This is a genomic window from Roseimicrobium gellanilyticum (assembly GCF_003315205.1).
GTDB classification, from domain to species: Bacteria; Verrucomicrobiota; Verrucomicrobiia; order Verrucomicrobiales; family Verrucomicrobiaceae; genus Roseimicrobium; species Roseimicrobium gellanilyticum.
The window spans coordinates 444,422-468,782 of sequence record NZ_QNRR01000001.1; the positions used below are offsets into that span (position 1 = coordinate 444,422).

Below are 24,361 nucleotides of genomic sequence, written 5' to 3' on the forward strand. Positions count from 1 at the left end.
ATCAGGGAGCTTTCGCCATCAGTGCAACTAGCCTGTGGCCGGAAAAAGGCCGTTCGTCAACCCCGCTTCCCGCATCGGAGTCGTCACCCGGGGATGGTTACCGTCATCATTTCGCTCATGGGACCCGTGAGGCCACGGTGGCTCTCCCAGCGCCCGATGATGTAGACGGTCTTGCCGAGGTCTGCCTCATTGAACTGGATGACGTAGGGCGTGCGCGTGTCCGTGGCCACGTGGTTCATGCTTTCCAGAATCACCGGCGGGCTGCCGCCAATCTGAATCCAGAACTGGCAGCCCCGTACTCCGGGTGGCTTGGCCTTGGTGGTCGCGCCGAAGTCACGGAAATGAATGGTGAGTTGACCGGCGCGGGTGGTATCCGCCTCAAGCTGGGGGCGGGTGGTGGGCTTGGCGTGGCCGTTGCGCCCTTCATTGCGGGCGCCCATGCCCAGGGCTGTGCGCAGCGTCTGGCTCACGTGCGGATTCTCCTGCCACTCGGCCAGCAGAGGACGGAGGAAAATCTCCTGCTCACGGCGCGCGTTTTCTTTCCAGGATGCGGTGGCCGCTGCTGCTGTTTGTGCTTTGAGGTGATCCGTGAAAGCGGTCTGCCACGCCAGCCGGGCGTTTTCCAGAGCCACTTTTTTGGTGGGATCCAAATTCAGCTCATGCGCATGGGCGAGCGCAACCGAGGTCAGGTTGTCCTGCCACTGATTGTAATGAGCGTCGTTGCCGGGGAACTGAGGAAGCATGGCTGTCTGAGTGGATTTGGAGTGCGCTTCCATCAGGGAATCGCCTTCAACACAGACACTGTGCCATAAAATCTATAATAATCACGTATCAACCGTGACAATAAATATAGTTTTATGTTGTAACTATGGGCTCGAAATCAGCCCTATTTCCTTCCTTTTCGGAGACCCAACCAAGAGAGTCTCCGCAATTTCTCACAAGTCGTCGCGATTCTGAGAATGCCTACCCTTGCGGCACATCCACCTCCACGATCGAGCAACTCTTCGCCAGACCGAGCACTTTTTTGGTGGTGGGGAAGACCCTCGCGGAGGCTACCGCGAGCGCCAGTTCCGCCAGTCCTTCCTCTCCGTGCTGCCGCACCAAAGCCTCCCGCAAAGGAGTCGCTGTGGACTCGTCACCTGTCAGGGCGGCCCTCACCAGCATCACCGTGTCCCGGACGTTCGGAGGCAGCTTTTCATCCTTCCGATGCGCCAGAGCCTGCAGGAGCGACGCGGGTATGCCATCCTTGAGTGCCAGGTTCACGGTGACTTGTACACACGTGCCGCAGTCATCTACTTGGGTGGCCACGATGCGGGCCGCATGCCAGAGGTCTGGCGGCAGCTTCCGCCGATACCGTGCCAGTGGCATGAATCTCAGGAACTTCCAGAAACCGCTCCGCGAATGCTGGGCGATGAACCGGAGGTAGTCCATCGTCACGCCGGTGGCCCGCTCGGCCGCTTGGATGATGATATTCGTGAGCATGGGGGAAACGAAAAAGCGGGGAAGGAGAGACGCCTCTGAATGCACTACGCCCGTCAGGGACGGCGACGCCGGCAAATCCTTTCCACGATGCGTCGGGCGAAACAATCACCCTTTTCCCGTCGTCTTTCCGCCATGCCTTCCGCACTTCGCTTGGTTTCCCTTCTTCTCGCCACCGCTTTCATGGGGGTGTTGGGGCATGCCGGCGGTCTTCACGCTGCACCAGCCGCAGCGAAGCCGAACGTGCTCTTGATGATGTCCGACGATCTCGCGGCCACGCTGGGATGTTATGGGCATCCGGTGGCGAAGACACCCAACCTCGACGCTCTGGCCAAGCGAGGCGTGCAGTTCGACCAGGCCTATTGCCAGTTCCCCCACTGCAATCCCTCTCGCGCCTCCATGATGAGTGGGCTCCGACCCAATACCACCCGTGTCACGGACAATGGGGACAATCTCTACAAAAACATCCCGGGTGTCCTGACGCTGCCGCATCACTTCCGGCAGCAGGGTTATGCCACGGCGCGGTATGGAAAGATCTTCCACCTCGGCGTCCCGACGGGTGAGGAGAGCATGGACGACCCGCAGGCGTGGGACTTCGGCCTGCCTTTCCGCGATGAGCGCCCATATCCGCCCACACGGGTGAGTGACGTGAAAGTGAAGGCTGGCAAAAAGCAGGGCTTACCCTGGCAGGAAACCACCGGACCAGACAGCAACATGGTGGATGGAGAGTTCGCCGAAAAGGCGGTCGGTTGGTTGGAAAAGCGCGACTCCACAAAGCCCTTCTTCCTCGCTGTCGGCTTCCACCGTCCCCATCTGCCGCTGGTGGCGCCTGCGAAGTACTTTGATCTCTATCCGTTCGATTCCATCACGCTTCCAGAATCGCCCGCGGATGATGAGGCGGACATTCCTGAGCCCGCGCGCAATGGAGCTGTGCCTGGATACACGCTGACCTCGACGCCGGAGCAGCGCCGTGCCGCCATTCGTGCCTACCTTGCCTGTGTGAGCTACATGGACGCCCAGGCCGGCGTGGTGCTGGAGGCTCTCAAACGGCTTGGATTGGAGGAAAATACCATCGTCGTTTTCTCCGGCGACCATGGCTGGCACCTCGGTGAACACGGCCTCTGGCATAAGCGCAGCCTCTTCGAAGAAAGCGCCCGCGTGCCCTTCATCATTGCCGCGCCGGGCACGAAGGGCGTGGGCAAGCGAAGCACCAGTCTCGTGGAACTGCTCGATGTGTATCCCACCCTCTGCGATCTTGCCGGCCTTCCGGCGCCTGATGTCCTTCAGGGCAAATCTCTCCGGTCCGTGCTGGAGGACCCGGGTGTATCCATTCATGATGCCGCCTTCACCCAGGCCCGCCGGGGCAAGAACGCCGAGTACTGGGGGCGCACCGTGCGCACAAAGCGCTGGCGCTGCACCGAGTGGGATGAGGGGCGCAATGGCATCGAGTTGTACGACCACGATGCGGATCCACACGAGTACAAGAATCTCGCGGAAGACCCCCAGCACGCTGCGGTACTGAAGGAACTGAGGGGCCTGCTCGCCGAGAAGCTGCCGCCGATAGAGGTGGCGAAGAAGTAGGACGGCCCTGAGGCGAAGCCACGGGAAAACGGGGGCAGAAGTGCCCCCGATCCTTGGGCAAAGCCTCATTCCACACGATGGGAAACGTTTGCATTTCCAAGGAACATCAGCTCCTTCAAGGATCGGGGACACTCTTGTCCCCTCAGTACTGGTGGCATCTTCGGCCGCGGCAGAGATCGTGCTTTCAACGTGGCCTCCTCCTCAGCTTGCGTTCTGCCCATCATGTGGCATGAAGACACCCCGCCATCACCCGGATGGCGCATCAGGACAAAGCAAACCAACCAACAAGGAGGCTGCCATGACGATGCAACATGCACACGAAGACGGCGCCTTTTTTCGAGCGCACTAGCAAGCGCCGGAAAGGCTACCCCAGCGAAACACGCGTCATGAAAGGATGGCGTGTGGTTCACGGAACCAAGGAACTGGTCGAGAAGCTCGGACGCAACGATCTATGTCCGTGCGGATCCTGCCGGAAATTTCCGCAACTGCTGCCTGCGCTCCGGCCGGCATGACGGTTCCCTGCGCGATCACTACTTTTAGGGAGTGAGGGCAGCTGGGTCCGGAGTGCGGAACCCGAAGACCGGAGTCTGAGCCCATCTGCAGTGCTGAGTTTTCAGCACTGTGGATGGGTTTGTCATTGGTCATTCGGGGTTCGGAAAATCACCGGGCCTCAGGCAGCAGTCCTTCCCTTTCCTTAAACAACTGCTCAGCCATCGCTCATCAACCGCTCAACGATCGCAAACTTCCTCAACCTCCGCATTTCGAACTCCCACCTCCGGACTTCCGCTCTTGCTCCCACGCCAATCCCCGCCATCATCGGCGCATGGCATACGCTGCGGACATCCTCGTTCTCCTGCTTTACTTCGCCGTCATCCTCGGCATCGGCCTCGCCCAGAGCCGGAAGAACAAGAGCGTGGAAGGCTTCGCTCTCGGCGATCGTGAGATGGCATGGTGGGCGGTGCTGGCGAGCATCCTCGCCGCGGAAATCAGTGCCGCCACCTTCCTGGGAGCGCCGGAGTCCGGGTACAGCCGGCAGAATTGGAGCTACGCGCAGTTTGCCATCGGCACCATCCTCGCGCGCATCATCGTCAGCTTCCTTTTCATCCCGCTCTTCTACCGGCACAACGTCATCTCCCTCTACGAGTACCTCGAGACCCGCTTCGGCGTGGTGACGCGGAAGTTCGCCTCCATCACCTTCATGGTCACGCGCGTGCTGGCCATGGGCACGCGGCTGTATGTGTCCGCGATCATCATGGTGCTGGCCTACACCATGTGGACGGGTGAGGTCGCCACGGCGGATACGAAATTCTGGCTGTATGCGGGCGCGGTGGTCGTGGTGACCCTGCTCACGGCTCTCTACACTTCGGTCGGTGGCATTCGCGCAGTGATCTGGACGGACTTCATCCAGGTGGGGGTGCTCATTGCGTCTCTCGGTTTCACCATTCCCTACCTCATCGGAAAGATTCCCGGCGGCTGGGACTCCATCGGGGCGGTGATCAAATCCCCCGCGTTCTTTGATTTCGCCAAGCCAGAGTCACCCGGAGTGTGGGCGTGGATCCGCAATGTGCTGGTCACGGAATACACCCTGTGGGGCGCCATTATTGGCAGTACCTTCGTGACGATGAGCACGCACGGCATCGACCAGGATACGGTGCAGCGCATGCTGACCGCGAAGAACCGCCGCCAGAGCGCCTTCGCCACCATCCTGTCCGGCCTCATCGACCTGCCGGTGGTCTCTGCCTTCATCTTCATCGGCGTTCTTCTGTTTGCCTACTATCAGGCGTTCCCCAATCCAAACCTGCCTGCGGAAACGCGCGAGATCTTCCCCTACTTCATCATGCATGAGATGCCTCCCGGCATGCGCGGCCTCGTGACGGCGGGAATCCTGGCTACAGCCATGGGATCGCTGAGCACGGCATTGAATGCGCTCGCCACTTCGCTCTCACGTGACTTCCTTCTGCCGATGTTGCCCGCCGATGCTCCGGAGAGCCGCCGCATTTCGGTCATGCGCTGGAGCACCGTGTTCTTTGCGGTGCTCATCATTGGGGTCGGCATCTGGACGGCATGGGTCATGGCGCACAATCCTAAGTTGGAAATCCTTCCCTTGGTGTTGGGCATCCTCGGCTTCACCTTCGGCTCGCTGCTGGGCATCTTCCTGCTGGCCATCTTTACGAAAACACGAGGAAACGACATGGGCAACGTCATCGCCATGTGGTGCGGCATCGTGGTGGTGCTCTTCATGAGCAACGTGCTCGGGGTGCAGGAGGCCTTTGGCTTCACGCAGACGAATGCCAAGGGGGAAACCGTGCCATTGCTCCCCATGTCCTTCCCGTGGCGCATCACACTCGGCACCTTCGTCACGATAGCTGTCGCCATTCTCTTCCGGACTCCTGAGCATAAACAGCGTCAGGCGGCTGAGGCTCCGGTGAGCATGGTGTAAGAAAGGGACTGGCAAAGGAGTGCGGACTCGCTTGTCTGCTGTATTGCGAATAGCGCTCCTGGACTCCTCTGGTGAGCTCACCGGCCCCGTGCCTGGCCCCGGTTTCAGCTCTGCCGGCAGAAGTCAGCGTTAGCTCCCTCAAGGATCGGGGACACTCTTGTCCCCTCAAGGCGGCATTCCATGTTCGGTGAGCAATTCAAATAAAAAAGGCAGGCCATGCGGCCTGCCTTTTTCAGATGAAATTTCGTCTCTGCCGCTGCCTTAAGGCTTCGGGGTTTCGGGCGCAGCAGGAGCCGGCGCAGGTGCTGCGGGTGCTTCCGTCTTGGCTGGTGCCGCAGGAGGCGCATCCGCCTTCGGTGCTTCTGGGGCTGGGGCTGGGGCTGGGGTGGCCGGGGCCGGTGCAGGCGTCGTCTCAGCAGGCTTGTCTGCAGCGGGCGGCGCAGCCGGGGTCGGAGTCGGCGCTGGCACTGGCTTGGATTCCGTGGTGGGAGGCACAGGAGCAGGAGCAGGTGTTGGAGCTGGCGCCTCTGTCTTCGGCATCAAGGGATCCACTGCGGGAGCGGTCGGTGTCAGGGACGGAGCCGAAAGCGGTGCGGGTGCGCTCGGAGTCGGGGTCAGCAAGCTGGGGGTCGTGGGAGGAGTCAGCGCGCCAGGAAGTCCGGGGATTGGGGCCGGAGGAGCGGGAGGCGCCGGGGGCGGCTCCACCTCCACGGTGGGCAGGCCGGCGTCGATCATCTGCACGCGTTCATCAATGCGGGCCAGAAGGGGGCTTCCGGGGTAGTTGCGAGGCAGGTCGTTGAAGTGTTTCTTCGCTTCTTCCAGTTTGCCTTCGGTCCAGAGGAGGTCGCCGATCTGAATCTGCGCAGCAGCAGCCACGTCCGTTTTGGGGAACTTCTGAACCACTTCGTCCAGCGTCTTGCGACCGGAATCCTTTTCCCCCATGGCCAATTGCTTGGTGCCAAGGGCCAGCATCGCCTGCGGCAGCAGCGGGTGACCGCTCTCTGTCTTCACAAACTCCTGCAACGCCTTCACGGATGACTCCTTCTTGCCTTCGGCCCAGAGGAAGTCGGCCTTCAGGAGCTGGGCATTCCCAGCCGCCTGCGTGCCGGGAAACCCTTGGATGACCTTTTCGCTTTCCTCGGCATTCTTCGCGGAGGTGAACCTTTCAGCGGCTTCCAACTCGGTCTGATGCCGGAAATGCCGAGCCAGCCCCAAGACCACCACGACGATGACGAGGAGGACAAAGCCGATGGCGAGCTTCTTGAAGTTCTTCTCAAGAAACTGTTCGACGGGACTTGGTTCACCAGGCTGGGCCTGGGGAGGGACTGCGGGATTCTGGGCGGCCGACATGCGGATGAGGGAGGAAGCGGGAATGACGAGGAGGGAACAATGAAAGACTACGCACCGACCTTGGCCCTGGCTTCATCGGCCAGTGCGGTGGACAGATAGCGCTCGCCGGTGGAGCAGGCGATGGTCACGATGAGCTTGCCCTTGTTTTCAGGGCGCTTGGCGACTTCGATGGCGGCCACTACGTTCGCGCCGGTGGAGATACCCACGAGGATGCCTTCTTCCTTGGCAAGACGGCGGGCCATGGCGAAGGCGTCATCATTGGAGACCTTCACGCACTCGGTGATCTGGGCGTTGCCCGCTTCATCCTTGAGGTGGAGGTTCTTCGGCACGAAGCCAGCGCCGGTACCCTGAATCTTGTGCGGTCCGGGCTGGAGGGTTTCGCCTGCGAGTGTCTGGTTGATCACCGGGGAGGCTTCGGGCTCAACCGCGATGGCTTGGAAGCCGGGGCGGCGGGGCTTGATCACTTCGTAGCAGCCGGTGATGGTGCCACCCGTGCCGACGGCGGCGACGAGGATGTCCACCTTGCCATCCGTATCCGCCCAGATTTCTTCAGCGGTGGTCTTCTTGTGGATTTCAGGGTTGGCGGGATTCTCGAACTGCTGGGGAATCCAGGCATTGGGCGTGGCCTTGAGAATTTCTTCCGCCTTGGCGATTGCGCCCTTCATGCCCTGCGGTCCAGGGGTGAGCACGAGTTCCGCGCCGAGGAGGGCCAGCAGGGTGCGGCGCTCCAGGCTCATGGTCTCGGGCATGGTCAGGATGAGCTTGTACCCCTTGGCAGCGGCCACGAAGGCGAGGGCAATGCCGGTGTTGCCGCTGGTGGGCTCCACAATGACCGTGTCCTTGTTCAGGATGCCGCGCTTCTCAGCGTCTTCGATCATCGCCATGCCGATACGGTCTTTCACCGAGCCCAGCGGGTTGAAGAATTCACACTTGAGGGCAATCGTGGCATCGAGTCCGGCGGTGACCTTGTTGAGCTTCACAAGCGGGGTGCGGCCCACGGTTTCAACGATGTTGTTGTAGATATTGCCCATAAGTGCTGAGTGGTTAGGAGTGGGAAAAGTCGACCAGCCGCCCGGAGCGGCGGAACGCTGCCTATAGACGGAGGGACCGCGCTTGCAAGGCAAAAAGGATACAGCCATCCCTAGGAAAATGTGCGATGATGGGTCATGGCCGAACTGTTGCAAGAATCGGAAATCGTGGAGCAACTCAGCGCAGTGGCAGGGTGGAGCAGGGAGGGGGTGGAGATCGTGCGCCTCTTCAAGTTCTCCAGTTACATGGCCGGGATCGACTTCGTGGTGAAGGTGGCGCACCTCGCGGAAGAGGCCAATCATCACCCGGATATGCAGGTCGGCTGGCGCAAGGTGACCGTGCGACTCAGCACCCACAGCAAGGGTGGGCTCACGAAGCTCGACTTCGCGTTGGCCAGACAGGTGGACGGCCTGGTGGGGTGACTCGGGGCATCTGTTGAGATGTTCCTGATAGTGAGCCCGGAACGTGGCCGTTGGACGGGAGCGCGCTACTGCCCCTCCGCGCTGGCTGTTGTGTTCTTCAGCCCAGGCACTGGCCCATATCCGTAAAAAGCCGCCTTGCCGTCGCGTTTGGGCATCACAAAATCAAAGACGCTCACCCCGTTGCGACGCTGCCCATCATAGGTGCGACCGTCGCTGGCGCCGAAGACGATCGGCTTGCCGTCCTTCTTGCGCTTCCCGAGATAGAGCATGACGTGGGAAATCGGCAGTTCACGAGGGCTGCTGGTCTCATAGGTGCCCGTCCAGAAGAGCAGGTCACCGGGCCTCAACGCGGAGAGGGACTTGTCCTTCAGATTGGATGTATCTTCCGTGCGATACAGGAGGGTGCGCCGCATGACCCACCGGCAGATCTCGTCACTCTGCCTCGGCACGTCCTTGATGCCGGAGTCTTGCAGTATCCGGTACATGGTGCCGGAGCAGTCCATGCCGCCCGCCTTTGGATCCGCAGATCCGAACTGGTAACGGAGATTCTGGGTCGTGAGTTCCAGCGAATGGCGGATGAGCTGTTGTGTTGCGGCCGGATAAGCCTCGAAGCCTTCGAGCTCCTCCGGCGCGATGCTGGAGACTGCCGCAGGCTTCTTTCCCGCTTTCGTGGGGTCGCGCTCGTCAGTGCCTTCTTCCTCTTCAAGAGGCTCGCCTGATGCGGTGGAGGTCTTCTTTGCGGACGATGTGGAATCCTTCTTTTCGCTGCCGTCGGTTTTGCGCGAGGTGCCCGACCCCTTTTCCTCATCTGTCATCGAGGCGTCCGGGCTTTTCTTGGGTTCTTCCTCTTTTGAATTCGTGTTCTCCTTTGTGGCAGCCTCCTTGCTGGCGACCGTTGTCTTGACTCCTGGGGAGGTTGCTTTCGACTTCGATTTCGAGGTCGTGGAGGAAGTGCTGGTGGTGCTGCCCGATGACGCGGATTTCTTTTTCGCCGAAGAACTGGTGCCACTCGTGCCCGTGGTAGCACTGGCGCCCGACGTTTTCTTCTTGCTCGATGTTTTTGAACCCGAGTTCTCCTGTGCCGGGGCCCCAGTGCCCAGGCAAATGAGCAGAGTCATGATGAGATGAACCACGCGCATACTCGAAATCCTTTGCTGCTGAAAAAGGAACGGACGCCACACGCGCCGTGGTCGTGCGAAAACGCCTTACGATTTTGTGCGATGCCATCGAATTGTTCTGAATGCACATGACGGACGGTAGAAATGAGTCGTCCGAAGTTGCTGCTGCCTGAAGGGCAGCAGGAGCCAAGCCCGGGGTTAGGGAGTCTCAGCGACGAACACCTTGGGTGGGAAAGCTAAGGATGCTGGCCGAATGGCGCATGCTGCCAGCTCCGCACCGTTGTGCCGCGGACGTTCGATCCTTAAGGAGCTGCCGTGGCCTCTATCGCCTAACTCGTCACACCTTTCTGCGCGAGCAGATGCGTGAAGGGGTTTGGCGCCACCAAGTTGTACTGGCGGATCGCGAGCTTCCAGAAGGGCGAGAGTGTCTCTTCCGAGGAAGACCACAGCTCATAGTGCAGATGGATGACCGTATCCGGGTCATACAGCACTGCGGTGAGTTCGCGTTTGCTGAGACTGTTGGGACCCTGGCTGATGAGCTTGTGGCTCAGGTGACGGAAGTACTCGCGAGAGTGCTCCACCTGACGACGCCGGCGCAGCAGGCTCACATGCAGGCCGTTTACATACGGGTCCAGGCATACTTGCACGAGACCGAAGCGCTGCTCCAGTTCCGGCTGCAGCGGAGGTCGCGCGTGCACTTCATCCAGGTGCTCATTCAGCGACTGCAGCACGGGTGGCGGATGCAGTTCCTCTGGCGTGACGAAAAGCCCCAGACGTTGCAGGGTCTTCGTGCTGGAGGTGGTGATCGCAAACGGGATGGCGAGGATGAGCCCCAGCAGCACCGGGCTGATCCAGAGAAGGAATTGCGTCGAGATGAAGAACGCCGCGACACCCCAAGCGATGCCCACCAGCGTGACCGAGCCGAAGGTGAGGATGGGTTCTCGCCAGTCAATGCCACCGCCGAGTTTGCGCCGCTGCGCCACCCACGACACACCCTGACCCAAGATGGTCTTCACCACGAACTGCGAGTGGAAGTACATCATGATGGGTGCCATCAACGTGAAGATGAAGGTGTCCAGGAAGCTGCTCAGCGCTGCCATCAGGCGCAGACGGATGGGCTTGAAAAGGCGACCGGTGACCAGCTCATCGAGCATGATGATGATCTTCGGCATGAAGATGAAGGCCAGCGTCAGCAGCAGGAGCAGTTGCCCCGCAAAGGTCGCCCGCGCCATGTCCATGGGGGAGATCTCATTGCTGGCTCCCATGATGGTGCCCAGCACGAGGAACAGCAGCCACACCGGCGAGCTCACGTAGCTCATGATGCCGTGGTAGAAATTCAACCGGCTGATGGGATGCCAGCCACGCGCGAAGAGCAGCCAGAAGTGCTGCATGTTCCCCAGGCACCAGCGGCGATCGCGCTTCAGCGTATCGATGAGCGTGGGTGGGCCCTCCTCATAGCTGCCATGGTCCGTGGCAAGAAGGCGCACCGCGTAGCCCGCTTTGCGCATGAGCGCCGCTTCCACGAAGTCGTGGCTCATGATGTGGCCGCCAAAGGGCACCTTCTCCGGAAGCGGGGGCAGAGCGCAGTACTCAATGAAGGGCGCAAGACGGATGATGGCATTGTGCCCCCAGAAGTTCGCCTCACCACACTGCCAGTAGCTCAAGCCGGAAATGAAAGCCGGACCGTAGAATGCCTGCGCGAACTGCATGATGCGGCCCAGCAAGGTGTCCGCGCCAATCTGCTTCGGGAAAGTCTGGAGAATGCCGATGCCCGGATTCTTCTCCATGATGCGCACCAGGTTCACCAGCAGCGGACCGCTCATCACGCTGTCCGCATCGAACACAATCATGTAGCGGTAGCGCTTGCCCCAGCGGCGGCAGAAGTCGGAGACGTTTCCGCTCTTGCGATTGATGGGGGTACGACGCTTGCGGTAGAAGATCTTCCCGAAGGCATTGAGCTGGCGGCAGAGTTCCAGCCACCCTGCCTCCTCTTCAATCCACTTGTTCGAGTCATCCGAGTCACTCAGGATGAAAAAGTCGTAGTGCTCCAGCTTGCCCGTCTTCGCGAGGGAGTTGTACACCGAGCGGATGCCCTCGAACACGCGGGTCACGTCCTCGTTGTACACCGGCACGATGATCGCGGTCGTCGCGCCGAGGGGCGCTTCCATGTCATCGTTCGTGATGGTGCGGAACAGGTCGAGCGGATCCGGCTTGGGCCGGTTCATCATCCAGATGCCGATGAGCGCCGTCCAGAAGCCGATGTTGAGCTGGTAGTACAGGGGGATGAAGACCACCAGCAGGCCCCATTCATACCAGGCCATGCCGCCGCTGTTCAGCATCTGGTACATGAGCCAGATGCCCACGACCGTACCCACGAAGACGAAGGAGAAGAAGGTGGCCCTCCTCAACCGGGAAGTCGCCGGGGATGGCATGCCCGCATGCGACTGGAGCTGCGCGGTGCGCGAGCCGAGGGCGGTCGTCGGTGAGGGTGACCCGGAGGGGCTGGCTACGGGGGCGCTCATTTCGTCAGGTCATACACAAACCACAGCGCACCCACCACGAAGGCCAGCAGTGCGGCATAGCGTAGCAGGGCGTACCCGCCACGGTCCGTGGCGTCTTCTTCATCCAGATTTTCAAACAGGCCCAGATCGATCGGGCGGGGGGTCATCTTGGAGACTTGCAGACGCGGGCCGGAGGTGCGCACGGCGGAGCGCATGGCCTCCGTCATGTCCGGCGGCAGGTTCTCACGGTCGATGAAAAAGTGCGGCCAGCGGCTGGGGCCATCGCACAGGTGGAATCCCAATCTTCCTGACCCTTCGATCTGGCTGTCGGTAAGTTCCATGCCCTTGTAAATTTCAGAGAGCCAGCTCTGCATCATCAGCCGGGCCTGCTGAATGGCGTGGGCCGTGGGGCTGCGGGAGGGATTCTTCTCATGCTCCTCCGCCGCGCGGCGCAGCGTCTCCAGGATGAGCTGGGTACGACGGATGCGGTTGTGGAGCCGATAGCTGCGGAAGTAGTCCGCCAGACGCGCGTACGCTTCGTTCCAGTCTTCCTCGGATCCCGTCTTGGGCGCGAAATGAATCGTCACCGCATCCATGGGATCCGTGGTGACTGGAGTCTGCGTGAGATTCACTTTTGACGAATGGGAGGACGATACCATGCGAATCGAACGGTGGCGTTCAAATTCGCGGCCGGAGCGGATTTCTGATGCAGGAATCGCTCCGGCTCGGTCGCGTATCAGCGCTTCCACTGGTAGGACCAGCGTTCGGAGATCGGCTTCTTGCCATCCACGAGGTCGCAGGTCATTTCCAGAATCTTCACGTCCGGCTGGATGTCCAGCTTGAAGAAGGCACGGTAGCCGCCCGTCTCGGGATTGATCATCACGCGCTTGTCGAGCACCTTCGCTGTGCCGGTGATGTGCAGCTCGGTGTCAGGCACCCAGTCTGCAGCCTTGCCGGGGAGGGGCTTGCCCTTGCTGAAGTCCACCACAAAGAGGTAGTCGTTCGGAATCTCCGACGTGGCCACACCTTCACCCCAGCGGGTGGCGAGCACCTTTGCCAGGTCGTGGGGCTTCTCCGCCAGCCAGGAGAGATTGTAGGCGAAGCGCAGCGGCTCGGTCGCCGTGGGTTGGGTTTCGGGTTCCCAGAAGGTCACGATGTTGTCCCAGGTCTCTTCACCCGTGGCCAGTTCGATAAGGTGCAGCTTGCCGCGGCCAAAGCCTTCCACCGGGTCCACCCACACAGACACGCGCTCATGGTACCGGGCTTCGAGGTCTTCGAAATGATTGAAGTTACGGTCGCGCTTCTGCAGACCGAATCCCTTGATGCCCTCCAGGCTGTAGACGCTCTGGCGCATCTCCTTGCCATTGTCCAGGGGGCGCCAGATCATGGTGCCGTTCTCCTGCTCAATCAGCAGACCGTCGGAGTCATGCACCTCGGGGCGGAAGTCCAGCGGCTTCGGGTGGGTGTTCTCCCCGTACCAGAACATGCTGGAGAAGGGGGCCAGGCCCAGCAGCTTCACCTTCTTGCGCAGGAAGAGCGAGCCGCTCACGCGCATCATGGTCGTCTCCCCGGGGGTGACTTCGAACTGGTAGGCGCCGCATACACTCGGGCCATTCAGCAGGGCGTAGAACTGGAACACCTTCTCACCGGCCTTCGGCTGCACGAACCAGAAGTGGGTGAAATCTGGGAACTCCTCAGGCTCGCCACCCACAGTATTGATGGCCACGCCACGGGCGGAGAGGCCCCAGCCCAGCTTCGTGGTCACCGCTCGGAAGTAGCTGGCACCCATGAAGACCATGAACTCAAAGCGCTTGTTCAGCAGCGTGTCCGGTGCCAGCAGACGGAAGCCAGCATAGCCGTCCGGGTACTTGGCGCCCTCAGGCACCTTCAGGTTGCCGTAGTCGAAGAGGTCCTTGCTGAAAGGGATGGCGGCAGGCTGGCCCGCCTTGATGTCAAAGAACTCGACCGTCTTCTTCGCCGTCCAGCCGGGGTGGAAGAACTCGATACGGTAGGAGTGCTCCACGTCATTGTAGAGGGCCTTGTCCGCCTTGAACCGGATCTGGCGATGCCCGTCGTATTTCAGGGTGTCGAAAAAAGGATCCAGCGGGTGCTTGGGCGGATCGTAGGGTTTCTGCGCCAGAGAAGCTGCATAAGCCTCCAGGTCCAGAAAGGTGCGGATAGGCGGAGGAGCAGCGGAGGCGTCCTGTGCCTGCGTTGACGACATTGCGCACGTCAGCGCAATCAGACCGGACAGAACGGGGCGAAATAGCATAAGATCGTTGAAAGACAGCGAAAGACTGTCGCTAGCATGCCGTGGGAATGCACCACGTCAAGAGAGCGAGGGGGACAATAAGATGCCCCCTTCCCCGGAGCCTTCAATCGCCGGATCGATGGCCCTGCCCGTGGGTAAGGAACCGCAGGACATTCCCGCGCCTCGGCCACATCGGAAAAAGGCTATTCTGGCAACGGGAGCGGCAAGCTCTGACGGCGGTAGTCGCGGGGGGCTCCGGAGGGGATGTTCCAGGCATCGACTGGGACGAGGTGATCTTGAGGGCTGGAACGCAACCTGCCGTTCCAATCAGTCAATCAAGCAGCCACACAAAGAGAAGGTTCCAGCAGAGAGCGCCGGCGATTAGCCCGCCTGCGGCCCAAAGCACAAGAATTTGCCCGCCGCCGGAATAGTCTACGAACCAGGATAGCGGAGCAATGATGAACATGGCGCCAGCCGCCGTGATGCAAAACCTCAAGAATTCATGCCATTGAGGATGGGTGGTACGGATGCGCCGCATTTGCGCCCACGCAGGAATGCTGATGAAAGCAAACAGGCCGACAAGAAAGAATGCTCCACTGCCGGCAATCGCTTCGTTCATACACAACCGCTCCTCACTTCAGTTCAGTAAGCACGCCCACGAGTTTTGTCATTCCATCGCGGATGAAAGAATTATGACACGTGCACTTCGCACAGTGTGTGACAGCTTTATCCGTCGCTGCGTTCATATCTATTTGAGATTGCCGGCTTATATCGTGATAAGGTGTTCCCCACCTTGGCGGCTTCGTAGAAAGGCCTTGTGTTTTGGTCTTTCAAGTTTATACATTGAATTGTTAGTTCACCTGTACAATTCAAGACATGGTAGTCGCTTGGCAGATATTGATCTGGCGGCGGCTTGAAACTCGGAGATCGAGAACAGTCGAAGAAAGCAGATTGTTCTCTCAATCCAAGATCATGAACACCAAAATATACATCGGGAATCTTTCCTTCGACACTTCGGAGACGGATCTTCGGGCCACTTGCGAACAACACGGTTTGGTTACCGATATTCATTTCCCAATGGATCGCAGTACAGGCCGCCCTCGTGGCTTTGCCTTTGTAACGATGGAAAGCGCTGAAGGCATGAAGAAGGCTATCTCCGCGATGAACGGCAAACCGCTGAACGGCCGCCTGCTGAATGTCAATGAGGCGATGCCTCGTGAAGAACGCCCCGCATTTTCTGGCGGAGCAGGTGGCAGAAGGCAAAGCCGCTACTAAATATCGACTGCAACGGCCGGCCCTTGCCAGCTGGTTGCCTGTCATCCATCGGCGGAGTCTCTTGCGGGATTCCGCCTTTTTATTTCACTGAAGAAGCAAGGGCTTGGCTGAGTTCAGGTGCACCTGAACCGTGCACTTGAGGGGGCGAATGTTGCATCCTTACATTTGTAGTGGACAGATCTCTACGAATGTAGTGATCTCGCGGGAAATATGTCCCTGCCTGCTATTTCCGAATCCGAATGGGCCGTCATGGAGGCCCTGTGGGAGTCCGCTCCGCAGACCGCCTCCGAGCTGACCAAGGCTCTGCGCCCGAAGATGAACTGGGCGGAGAATACGGTGCGCACCCTGCTGACACGCCTCATGGAAAAAGGGGCGCTCCATACCAACGAGAATAGTGCCGGAACCCGCACCTACCTGCCGGCGGTGAAACGCGAGGCCTGTGTGCGGGCGGAGGGGGAGTCCTTCATGCAGCGTGTCTTTGGTGGGGCTGCGAAGCCGTTGCTCGTCCACTTCGCCCAGAACAGCAAGCTCACTGCCGAAGAAGTGCGCGAGCTGAAGAAGATTCTCGATCAATCGCTCAAGTCCTGACTCGACCCTGCCATGAACACCCTCATGCCGCTCTTTGATTGGATGCTCACCGCGAGTGCACGCGCCTCGGTGCTTGCGGTGGTGGTGCTCATCGTCCAGGCGCTGCTGCGGCACCGTGTGCCGGCACGGTGGCTTTCTGCTCTCTGGCTGCCGGTGCTCGTCGTGCTGCTCATGCCGGTGTTTCCGGAAAGTTCGTGGAGTATGAGTTCCATCACGCGTCTTGGCCCGGTGAAGAAGATGGAGGTTCCTGTGATGAAGCAGACCACTGTAGCTCTCCCTATGCCGCCCATCGCTTCGGGAGAAGCCGCCAGGTCGGCGCCCATGCCGTGGAGGCAAATCCTGGCGGTGGTGTGGCTCACTGGTGTGGTGAGCACAGTACTCATCGGCCTGGGCTCTTATGGACACACGCTGCGACGGTACAAGCGCAGTCGTCAGCCATTGAGCGAGGGTTTGCAGCGCGAGATTGCGGGGATGGTTCGAGAAGTGGGGCTGCGTCGTGTTCCGCGTGTCTGGATGTCCGCGGCGGTGCCCAGCCCTGCGGTCACTGGTTTGCTGCGTCCCGTGCTGCTGCTTCCAGCACAGTTCGAGCAGACGCTCACGGTGCACGAGGCTCGTCTGGTCTTGAAACACGAACTCATGCACATAAAGCGTGGCGATCTGCTGGTGAATGCGCTGCTCTGTCTCCTGCTTTCGATGCATTGGTTCAACCCGCTGCTGTGGTTCGCGTTCCTCAAGGCGCGCTTTGATCGCGAAGCTGCTTGTGACGCGCAAGTGCTCGGTGGTGAAGGCCAGGTCGAGCGGGTGGCCTACGGGCACACCTTGCTGAAGGTGGAGACCTCCTTCAGCCATCACGGACTCAGTCTCGGTTTTGTCGGCATCTTCCAGCGCGGCGCTGCCCTGCGCTCCCGCATTCGTTTCATTGCAGCCAGGCCCAATCAGCATCCTCTTATGAAAGCCACTCTCAGCCTCGGCATCGTGCTTTTGAGTTTCCTTGGCATCACCCAGGCCGCGACTCCGGCACCGGATCCGAAAGCTCTCCAGATCTACATCACTTCCAAGTTTGTGGAAATCACCGAACAAAAGGCAGGGGCTTCCGCGAGCGCCCTGCCGTTTGGTCTGCTGGAGGAGAAGGGAACGCCCGGCCTTATCGGCACTCTTACCGATCCTCAATTCCAAGTGCTGATTCGGGGACTCAGCAAGCGGAAAGGCGTGGATCTCATGGCCGCTCCCTCAGTGCTCACAAGATCCGGACAGCCAGCCAGGATTGAAGTGGTGCGTGAGTTCGTTTACCCAGACAACAAGAGCAGACAGGTGACCGAAAACGTGGGTGTCTTTCTCGAACTGACCCCGAAGGTGACTAGGGAGGAGCAGATCACCCTGGCTCTCGCTCCGAAGGTGGTGGAGTTCGAGGGATTTGCCCCTGCCGAAGGTGCAAGCCCGGATTCCGTCTCCGTGAGGAAGGTTCTGCACCCGGATGGCACCAGCACACTGTCTGCGAGCGATGCCGTACGCGGAGAGGTTGAAGAGTCCACCTATGACGCCAAGGGGGCGCTGATCTCCATGACCAGGGTCCCCTACAAGAAGCCTGTCTTCAGCAAGCGTGAAGCCAAGGCTGATGTGGTGCTGAGCGATGGACAAACCGTGGTCATGGAATTGCAGCCGAGAACTGACAAGCAACTCGTGGAAGAAACTGACGCGGCAGGACGGACGATCAAGTCGGAGACTATCTCCTTTCAGAGACGGTGTTTCGTCTTTGTCACTGCAAACCTGATCGACCCTTTGGGTGATCCGCCTGCTCCGAAACCCGCTGGCGGTACCGAGAAGCGGTGATACCAGACGAGTTGAAAACAGGTCGATAACGCGCCAAACATACCCAGGGTGTTGCGGCAGGCCCAAGGAACGGGAACGCCTCGTTCCCGTCAGCGGTCACTACGACTGGTGATGTGGCATAAGGAGTGCCCTGTGTTCCGAAAGAGTGCTCTGGCGGATACACGCCACAAGCCCTTTCACCCACGGGAACGAGGCGTTCCCGTTCCTTGGGCCTTTGCCATGTCCGTGTTCCATGGATGACCTTGTGGTATGAACCACTCTAGGCGGTCCCACGTCTTTCATAGGCGCTAGCGGAGGGCATGGTGCTCACTTCTTTGCCGCCTTCTGCTTCTCCCACTCCTTCAAGAAAGCCTGCTCACGGTCTTCCACATACCGCTTGTAGCCTTCCTTATCGATGAACGGATTTGTCGCCGCACCTTCGAGATTCTTCACCTTGGCTTCCATGTCGTAGTAACTGCCGTGCGCACCGAGGAAAAGGTCTACGGGCAGGGACTTCAGCACGCGGAAGGTCTTCTCATAGTCGGTGGCGATGCCGGGATAGTCCTTGTTGTTCACGAGGACGTAGCCGGGATTCACATTCGGGCTGCCGATGATCACCGCGTCCAGCTTCTTGCCATTCTCCTCCACCTGCAGGGTCCAAGTGGTGCAGCCGGGGGTGTGGCCCGGAGTTAGGTGTGCTACCAGCGTCGCCCCGCCCAGCTTCACTTCATCACCATCCTTCAGCACACGGTCTACCTTGGCCGTGGGAAAGCCCAGGTAGGCGGGCTTCAGACGGGATTTTTTTGGAGCGTTGCCGGATTCCACCACAGCCACGTCCTGCTCCATCACCATGTACTTCGCTCCCGTGGCCTTGATGATGCTCGCGCTGCCCGCGCAGTGGTCCCAGTGCGCGTGGCTGATGAGCAGGATCTTCACGTCGCTGAACTTGAAGCCCAGCTGCTCCACGTTCTTTTGAATCAGCGGCAGGGAGTCCTCAAGGTTGCTGTTGATAAGGACGTGTCCCTCCGGCGTGGTGACGAGGTAGGTGGCAAGTCCCTTCGAGCCCACGTAGTAGAGATTGCCCGCGACCTTGTGCGGAGGGAAGGGTTCGGACCATTCCGCCGTGTTCTGCGCGTTTGCGGTGCTGGTGATCGTGGTGCTCAAACACAGGGCGAGCATGCCGGAGAGGAAGAGGGAGCGAGTCATGCGGAGTGCGGAGTGACGAATGACGAATGACGAATGACGAATGACGAATGCAGGCAAAAAAATTCGGGGAATGGGACCGTGCCCATTCCCCGAATGTTGAAACGATTTTCGATCTACTGAAAAGGCTTACTTCAGCGCGGCGATGCGGCGGCAGACTTCCTCCACATTGGCGCGGCTGTTGAAGGCGCTGATGCGGAACCAGCCTTCACCGGCGCTGCCGAAGCCACTGCCGGGGGTGATGACCACGTTGGCTTCGTTCAGCATCTTGTCGAACATCTGCCAGCTCGAGAGACCGCTCGGGCAGCCGACCCACACGTAGGGGGCGTTCACGCCACCGTAGACGGGGAGACCAGCCTTCTTGCAGGCTTCCACGAGTAGGGCGGCATTGCCCATGTAGTGCTCGATGAGTTCCTTCACTTGGGCCTTGCCTTCGTCCGTGTAGAGGGCTTCAGCACCACGCTGCACGATGTAGCTCGCGCCGTTGAACTTGGTGCTGTGGCGGCGGCTCCAGAGGGGATGCAGCGGGTGCTTGCTGCCGTCCTTCTTGCGGCCCATGAGGGTCTTCGGAATCACCACGAAGGCGCAACGCACGCCGGTAAATCCACCGTTCTTGGAGAAGCTGCGGAACTCGATGGCACACTCGCGCGCGCCTTCGATTTCATAGATGCTGCGGGGCAGCTCGGGGTCGCGGATGAAGGCCTCGTACGCGGCGTCGTAGAGCAGCGTGGTGTCATTCGCCAGGCAGTACTTCACCCAGGCTTCGAGCTGCGCGCGCGTGGCCACAGCGCCTGTGGGATTGTTCGGGTAACAGAGGTAGACGAGGTCCACCTTCTCCTTCGGGATGTCCGCCACGAAGTTGTTCTCCGGGGTGCACTTCAGGTAAACGAGACCGCCGTAGGCGCCGTTCTCATCCGCGTCGCCGGTGTTGCCGTTCATCACGTTGGTGTCCACGTACACGGGGTACACCGGGTCGGTGATGGCGATCTTGTTCCCGCTGCCGAAGATGTCGAGGATGTTGCCCGTGTCGCACTTGCTGCCGTCGGACACGAAGATTTCGTCCGCCTCGATGTTCAGGCCGCGGGCCTGGAAGTCGTTCTTGGCGATCGCCTGGCGCAGGAAATCGTAACCCTGCTCCGGGCCGTAGCCATGGAAGCTCTCGCGCTTGCCCATCTCATCCACCGCTTCGTGCATGGCGTAGCGCACCGCCTCGGGGAGGGCCTCCGTCACGTCGCCGATGCCGCAGCGAATCAGGCGCTTCGCTGCATCCGGATTGGCTTCGGTGAAGGCCTTCACGCGCCGGGCGATTTCTGGGAAGAGATAGCCGGCTTTGAGCTTGAGGTAGTTTTCGTTGATGAGTGCCATGGTAAAAGGGGAGCTGAGGAGCCGGTCATCATGCCGGAAAGGGGCGCAATTGCAACTCCGCGTGCGGCGAGGCCAGTTCGGCCGCGAAAACCCGGCCTGAGAGATTTTCCTTCAGTTTTTGCAACCAGTCGCCGGGAGCGGTGTTCCCGCTGTGGGATTTCTTTCGAAATCAAGGAAATGCATTGCGAAGCATTATGAAAACATTTATCATGCCTCCAATCACGTCGGCCATGCACGTCACGATTCGGCGCTACAAGATCCATCCGGGTGCCACGCAGCAACTGGTGGATTCCATCAACGAGCACTTTGTGCCGCTGATCCGGGAGGCTCCGCGCTTTGTAGCCTACTACGCGGTCGACGAGGGTGACGGGGATGTGACGGCCATCAGCATCTTCGAGGATGAAGCCAGCGCCACCGCTTCCAACCAACTGGCTTCCCAGTTTGTGATGAAGCACCTCTCCGCGCTGATTCCCTTCCCGCCGAAAATCATCTCCGGCGATGTGGTTGCCACGGCGATGTCGGGTGAAGTGGCGGCGTAAAAGGAGCCACCTTGCAGAGCTACTTTTTCGTGGCCGTGTAAACCCCGCTCCAATCCCGGGGCGGATTGGCTGCGAGGGTGTCGCAACGGTGGATGTATTCGTAGGTGAGTTGATCTCCGAGTCCCGCCGCCTCTGCTTGCAAGAACAGCTCCTTGGCCTCAAGGAATTTTTCTTCGCGATAACGTTTCACGCCGGCCTCGAATTGGTCCAAGCCAGGTGGTCGTTGTCCATTCGCTAGCCCGATGACGGCAAATACCTCCACCGGCTTGAGCTTTCCAGAGGCTCGAACCAAGTCAGTCGTTCGACATACGAAGTCATCGCCCAGGTGGTGGCGGACGGCGTCACTCACGAGAAGATCCACACCGTATTGCTTGGTCAGGCCCTCCAGGCGCGAAGCCGTGTTCACGCTGTCCCCGATCACGGTGATGTCCATCTTCTCGTAGGGCGACTCCGCGCCGATGTTTCCCACGACGACCGGCCCCTGGTGAATGCCAATGCCGAATTTCAATTCCTGGATGTCGCGCTTCACCCAGTCTGCATTGAGCTCTGTCAGAGCCTTGCGCATCTCCAGTGCGGACATGACTGCGCGTCGCGCATCCTCGCGATCGCCGTCCACGTTCTGCTGACCGCGCATGCTGCCCCAGAGCGCCATGACCGCGTCTCCGATGAATTTGTCCACCAGGCCTTTTTGCTTGAAGACTCGCTCCACCATCTTGCTCAGGTACTCGTTGAGCTGTCCCACGATCTCCGTGGGAGACATGTTCTCAGACATGCTGGTGAAACCGCGGACGTCGGAGAATAGAACCGTCACGGTGCGCTCGGTGCCCCCAAGGGCGTTGTACAGGCTTGTTCTGTCACGCGTCATCTCTTTCGCCATTTCAGGCGACGTGTAACGGGCGAGAAGGCGCACTGCTCGTTGTTGCGCGCGGCGCTGCATCAAATAGTTGCCGGTGATGCCGGCGACACCGCAGAGGTCGAGAGCAACCACGAAAGGCACGGGGCTTGCTTCAATGCTGTGGATGTCGAACATGTAAAACGTCCCCGCATAGGCTCCGACTGTCAGCAGTACGAGGACAGCCAGTGTGGCGAGGGGGTGACGTACGAAGGTGACCAACGTCCATGCGAGCACTGCACCAAGCACGAGACTGGCCCAGGTCCACCAGGGAGGCGCGTCGTGCACGAAGGAATTGGCCAGGAGAGCTGTCAGTGCGTGTGCGTGGACCCGTACTCCCTCCACACGTCCCAAGGTGGTCTCCTGGAAGTCCTGCAAGTCCGACGCCGTGGCGCCGACCATGACGATCTTTTCCTTGAAGGCAGCGCCATTGCCGAAGTTGTTTTTCCAGAGTTCATCCACAAAGATCTGGTGGATCGACAAAGGCGGATAGGAATCCAGATCACAGTATCGAATGCGCTCAAGGGCGCCGGCCTTCGCCGCCGCTTCCGGATCGATTTTCCTTCCGAGCACCATGGCGACGGAGGGACGGGCCACCTCCGTGGGATCCAATTGCCCTGTGACGATGCCCTGCTGAATCAGCTGATTCACGGAAACCCAGTAGTTCGCGCTTCTTACCACCCCATCCAGGTTGGCCTCACCAAAGAAATTGAGGATGCCGAACATGTCGCTCGTCGCAAACTCCTCCCCGACGGCGGTAGGGCTGGGTACCATGAGCGGCACGTTTTCCGTGTTCTGGACGATGCGCTTGTTGCCAACGGCCGCCTCAATTTCCCATTTTCCGCCCACAACCACTTTGCCCTTGTGTCTCTCAAGCGCTTCCCGGAGGAGGCGGTCGTCCTCGTCATCGTGCGCCGGAGCCTTGAAAGTAAGGTCCAGAAAGACGTATTTTGCTCCGGCCTCAAAGAGGCGGTCCAGCACCGGTGCCCAGACGCGGCGGCGCCATTGCCACTGCTTCTTCATCTCCTTCAGGGCAGGGGAGGCATCGATTTCCTCGGGCCACAGGGTGTCGAGCTTCTGGCTTGCATCGTCGATCCCGAGGATGACAATGTCATCTCGCGCGGGCGTTTTGCGCGAACTGTCGTGGTACTCGTCGAGCACAGAGCGGTCGCGCCGCTCCATCAGGTCGCGCGTATTGTCCCATCCGTAGACGATCGCGAGCACCCCAAACGCGCCCAGAATCATCATCGCCAGCACCCGCTGGTGTACAGCGGATTCGGTACTCAGCAGATTCTTGAGGCTGTTGTTTGTCACGGGACTGTGGATTGCTGCTGAAGGTTAAACGATGAAACTCCGTGCGTGACAAGCTCGGGATTCGGTCAGCCTGGTGTGAAATGCGCTCCGGCCTCCACGGGTTTGTCCCACCAGGTACCGAGATTTGAATCAGTCAATCACTGGACTTTCCCCTAAAAAATCCTTATCCTCTGTTTCTTAGAGCTAGTCTGTCTCCCTGAGATTTCCCGCCTCATGACTGCCTTGTCCCGTCACCTCCGGATTGCTTCTGCTCTCGTTTTGCTTGGCGTTGCTGTGCCTTTGTCCGCGCAAACCCAACTGGACCCGGCCCGTGCGGCCGCAGCCACTCCTACAGATGCCGCCACCCAGGCACTGATTCGCGCTCAAGAAGAAGCGACGAGTGCCGGCCTTGATTCCGAGAATGCCTACGCCCCGGCCTCTCCAGGGGACTCCGATCTGGGTGATCAGTTGATTCTCAAGCGTCTGGAAAAAGTCCAACCCTTCACCGCGTGGTTGGACAGCAGCGTCTTCTGGACGGATAACGCGGCCAACGTCAGCAATGGCGAAATTGACGATTGGTTCTACGTCGGAGGGGTGAATATCTCCTGGCAACAGCGGCTCAAGGGCCGTTTCTACGGAGACGCTTACATCGGGCAGCACTGGTACCGCTATGATGAACTGGACGCGCTCGACTACGAAAATGGTGAAGCAAGTCTGGGGCTCATTGTGCTCGCTCCGGAGCTGGCCAACTCCGTTTTCTTCCTGAACTACTACTATCAGCGCATCACCCAGGGGCTGGATGATTCGCCCATCTACGATACGCACAACATCCGGTTTGGTGCCCAGAAGACCTTCCTCATCGACCGCCTTAACAGCGTGAACCTGAGCCTGATGAGCTCCTTCTCCGTGGACGCCGAGCCCGATGTGTTGCGCCGCCACGAGCAGTCCCTCCACGTCGGGTACAACTTCAAAATCACCCGTGAACTGCTGCTCTCGCTCACGTACCGCCTGATTTATTACGACTACTTCAACCTGGAAGACCGTGAAGACTGGTACCAAAATTTCGGCGCCTATGTCACGTGGAGGCCCAAAAAGTACCTCGAACTTAGTGCCGGTTACAATTTTACTCTGAACAAGAGCAACATCGATGCTTTCGAATACGAGGCCCAGCTTGCGGGCCCGTCCGTCGTGCTGAAGTACCAGTTCTAACGATAGTTCGTTCTGCT

21 protein-coding genes are annotated in these 24,361 nt (G+C 59.8%); 8 read left to right on the top strand and 13 right to left on the bottom strand.

Annotated features, from left to right (window positions below):
• Window positions 1–83: 83 nt before the first annotated feature.
• Both DES53_RS01835 and DES53_RS01840 read right to left on the bottom strand, forming a co-directional pair.
• Window positions 84–743 carry a hypothetical protein gene (locus DES53_RS01835; RefSeq protein WP_147263156.1) on the bottom strand — a complete coding sequence of 220 codons (660 nt, stop codon included), beginning with the start codon at window positions 741–743 and terminating at the stop codon, window positions 84–86.
• Between the two features lie 220 nt (window positions 744–963).
• Window positions 964–1,482, bottom strand: coding sequence for a carboxymuconolactone decarboxylase family protein (locus DES53_RS01840; protein WP_113956501.1), 519 nt, complete (start codon window positions 1,480–1,482; stop codon window positions 964–966).
• A gap of 132 nt (window positions 1,483–1,614) precedes the next feature.
• Between DES53_RS01840 and DES53_RS01845 the strand changes: the two genes are divergently transcribed.
• Together DES53_RS01845 and DES53_RS01855 are read left to right on the top strand one after the other, a co-directional pair.
• The gene (locus tag DES53_RS01845) at window positions 1,615–3,060 is read left to right on the top strand and encodes a sulfatase (RefSeq protein WP_170156782.1); all 1,446 of its coding nucleotides are present in this window, start codon (window positions 1,615–1,617) and stop codon (window positions 3,058–3,060) included.
• 823 nt (window positions 3,061–3,883) lie between these two features.
• On the top strand, window positions 3,884–5,500 hold the full coding sequence (locus DES53_RS01855; protein ID WP_170156783.1) for a sodium:solute symporter: 1,617 nt from the start codon (window positions 3,884–3,886) through the stop codon (window positions 5,498–5,500).
• 261 nt (window positions 5,501–5,761) lie between these two features.
• Here the strand turns inward: DES53_RS01855 and DES53_RS01860 are convergent, their stop codons facing one another.
• Window positions 5,762–6,850 carry a tetratricopeptide repeat protein gene (locus DES53_RS01860; protein ID WP_113956505.1) on the bottom strand — a complete coding sequence of 363 codons (1,089 nt, stop codon included), beginning with the start codon at window positions 6,848–6,850 and terminating at the stop codon, window positions 5,762–5,764.
• A 47-nt stretch (window positions 6,851–6,897) separates the two neighbouring features.
• Entirely contained in the window at window positions 6,898–7,881 is a 984-nt protein-coding gene (gene cysK, locus DES53_RS01865) for a cysteine synthase A (RefSeq protein ID WP_113956506.1), read from the bottom strand.
• A gap of 135 nt (window positions 7,882–8,016) precedes the next feature.
• On the opposite strand from cysK, the gene DES53_RS01870 reads away from it, so the two are divergent.
• A complete protein-coding gene (locus DES53_RS01870) occupies window positions 8,017–8,301 on the top strand; it encodes a 4a-hydroxytetrahydrobiopterin dehydratase (RefSeq protein ID WP_113956507.1) in 285 nt (94 codons plus the stop codon).
• A gap of 65 nt (window positions 8,302–8,366) precedes the next feature.
• Here the strand turns inward: DES53_RS01870 and DES53_RS01875 are convergent, their stop codons facing one another.
• The 6 genes from DES53_RS01875 to DES53_RS01895 form a co-directional block, all read right to left on the bottom strand.
• Complete coding sequence (locus DES53_RS01875; protein ID WP_170156784.1) at window positions 8,367–9,116, bottom strand: C40 family peptidase; 750 nt, start codon at window positions 9,114–9,116, stop codon at window positions 8,367–8,369.
• Window positions 9,106–9,549 carry a hypothetical protein gene (locus DES53_RS32720; protein WP_170156785.1) on the bottom strand — a complete coding sequence of 148 codons (444 nt, stop codon included), beginning with the start codon at window positions 9,547–9,549 and terminating at the stop codon, window positions 9,106–9,108. Before DES53_RS32720 ends, DES53_RS01875 begins: the two co-directional genes overlap by 11 nt.
• 199 nt (window positions 9,550–9,748) lie before the next feature.
• Complete coding sequence (mdoH, locus tag DES53_RS01880) at window positions 9,749–11,941, bottom strand: glucans biosynthesis glucosyltransferase MdoH (RefSeq protein WP_113956509.1); 2,193 nt, start codon at window positions 11,939–11,941, stop codon at window positions 9,749–9,751.
• Window positions 11,938–12,579: a hypothetical protein gene (locus tag DES53_RS01885; RefSeq protein WP_113956510.1), complete on the bottom strand. Its 642-nt coding sequence runs from the start codon at window positions 12,577–12,579 to the stop codon at window positions 11,938–11,940. The genes mdoH and DES53_RS01885 overlap by 4 nt, the downstream gene beginning before the upstream one ends.
• Before the next feature lie 77 nt (window positions 12,580–12,656).
• A complete protein-coding gene (locus DES53_RS01890; RefSeq protein WP_113956511.1) occupies window positions 12,657–14,144 on the bottom strand; it encodes an OpgD/OpgG family glucan biosynthesis protein in 1,488 nt (495 codons plus the stop codon).
• A 358-nt stretch (window positions 14,145–14,502) separates the two neighbouring features.
• A complete protein-coding gene (locus DES53_RS01895) occupies window positions 14,503–14,790 on the bottom strand; it encodes a hypothetical protein (protein WP_113956512.1) in 288 nt (95 codons plus the stop codon).
• Between the two features lie 353 nt (window positions 14,791–15,143).
• On the opposite strand from DES53_RS01895, the gene DES53_RS01900 reads away from it, so the two are divergent.
• The 3 genes from DES53_RS01900 (at window position 15,144) to DES53_RS01910 (ending at window position 17,864) form a co-directional block, all read left to right on the top strand.
• Window positions 15,144–15,446: an RNA recognition motif domain-containing protein gene (locus DES53_RS01900; RefSeq protein ID WP_113957157.1), complete on the top strand. Its 303-nt coding sequence runs from the start codon at window positions 15,144–15,146 to the stop codon at window positions 15,444–15,446.
• Between the two features lie 210 nt (window positions 15,447–15,656).
• Window positions 15,657–16,034 carry a BlaI/MecI/CopY family transcriptional regulator gene (locus tag DES53_RS01905; RefSeq protein ID WP_113956513.1) on the top strand — a complete coding sequence of 126 codons (378 nt, stop codon included), beginning with the start codon at window positions 15,657–15,659 and terminating at the stop codon, window positions 16,032–16,034.
• A gap of 12 nt (window positions 16,035–16,046) precedes the next feature.
• The gene (locus tag DES53_RS01910; protein ID WP_113956514.1) at window positions 16,047–17,864 is read left to right on the top strand and encodes a M56 family metallopeptidase; all 1,818 of its coding nucleotides are present in this window, start codon (window positions 16,047–16,049) and stop codon (window positions 17,862–17,864) included.
• Window positions 17,865–18,170: 306 nt separating this feature from the next.
• On the opposite strand, the gene bla is transcribed toward DES53_RS01910, so the two are convergent.
• Together bla and DES53_RS01920 are read right to left on the bottom strand one after the other, a co-directional pair.
• Window positions 18,171–19,022 (bottom strand): subclass B3 metallo-beta-lactamase, encoded by an 852-nt coding sequence (bla, locus tag DES53_RS01915; protein WP_113957158.1) that lies wholly within the window; start codon window positions 19,020–19,022, stop codon window positions 18,171–18,173.
• A 153-nt stretch (window positions 19,023–19,175) separates the two neighbouring features.
• On the bottom strand, window positions 19,176–20,411 hold the full coding sequence (locus DES53_RS01920) for an LL-diaminopimelate aminotransferase (protein WP_113956515.1): 1,236 nt from the start codon (window positions 20,409–20,411) through the stop codon (window positions 19,176–19,178).
• Between the two features lie 209 nt (window positions 20,412–20,620).
• On the opposite strand from DES53_RS01920, the gene DES53_RS01925 reads away from it, so the two are divergent.
• Window positions 20,621–20,950 (top strand): antibiotic biosynthesis monooxygenase, encoded by a 330-nt coding sequence (locus DES53_RS01925; RefSeq protein WP_211325414.1) that lies wholly within the window; start codon window positions 20,621–20,623, stop codon window positions 20,948–20,950.
• Window positions 20,951–20,969: 19 nt separating this feature from the next.
• On the opposite strand, the gene DES53_RS01930 is transcribed toward DES53_RS01925, so the two are convergent.
• A complete protein-coding gene (locus tag DES53_RS01930) occupies window positions 20,970–23,156 on the bottom strand; it encodes an adenylate/guanylate cyclase domain-containing protein (RefSeq protein WP_113956516.1) in 2,187 nt (728 codons plus the stop codon).
• A gap of 213 nt (window positions 23,157–23,369) precedes the next feature.
• Here DES53_RS01930 and DES53_RS01935 point away from each other — a divergent pair, with 213 nt between their 5' ends.
• The gene (locus DES53_RS01935) at window positions 23,370–24,344 is read left to right on the top strand and encodes a porin family protein (protein ID WP_113956517.1); all 975 of its coding nucleotides are present in this window, start codon (window positions 23,370–23,372) and stop codon (window positions 24,342–24,344) included.
• The last annotated feature ends 17 nt before the right edge of the window (window positions 24,345–24,361 follow it).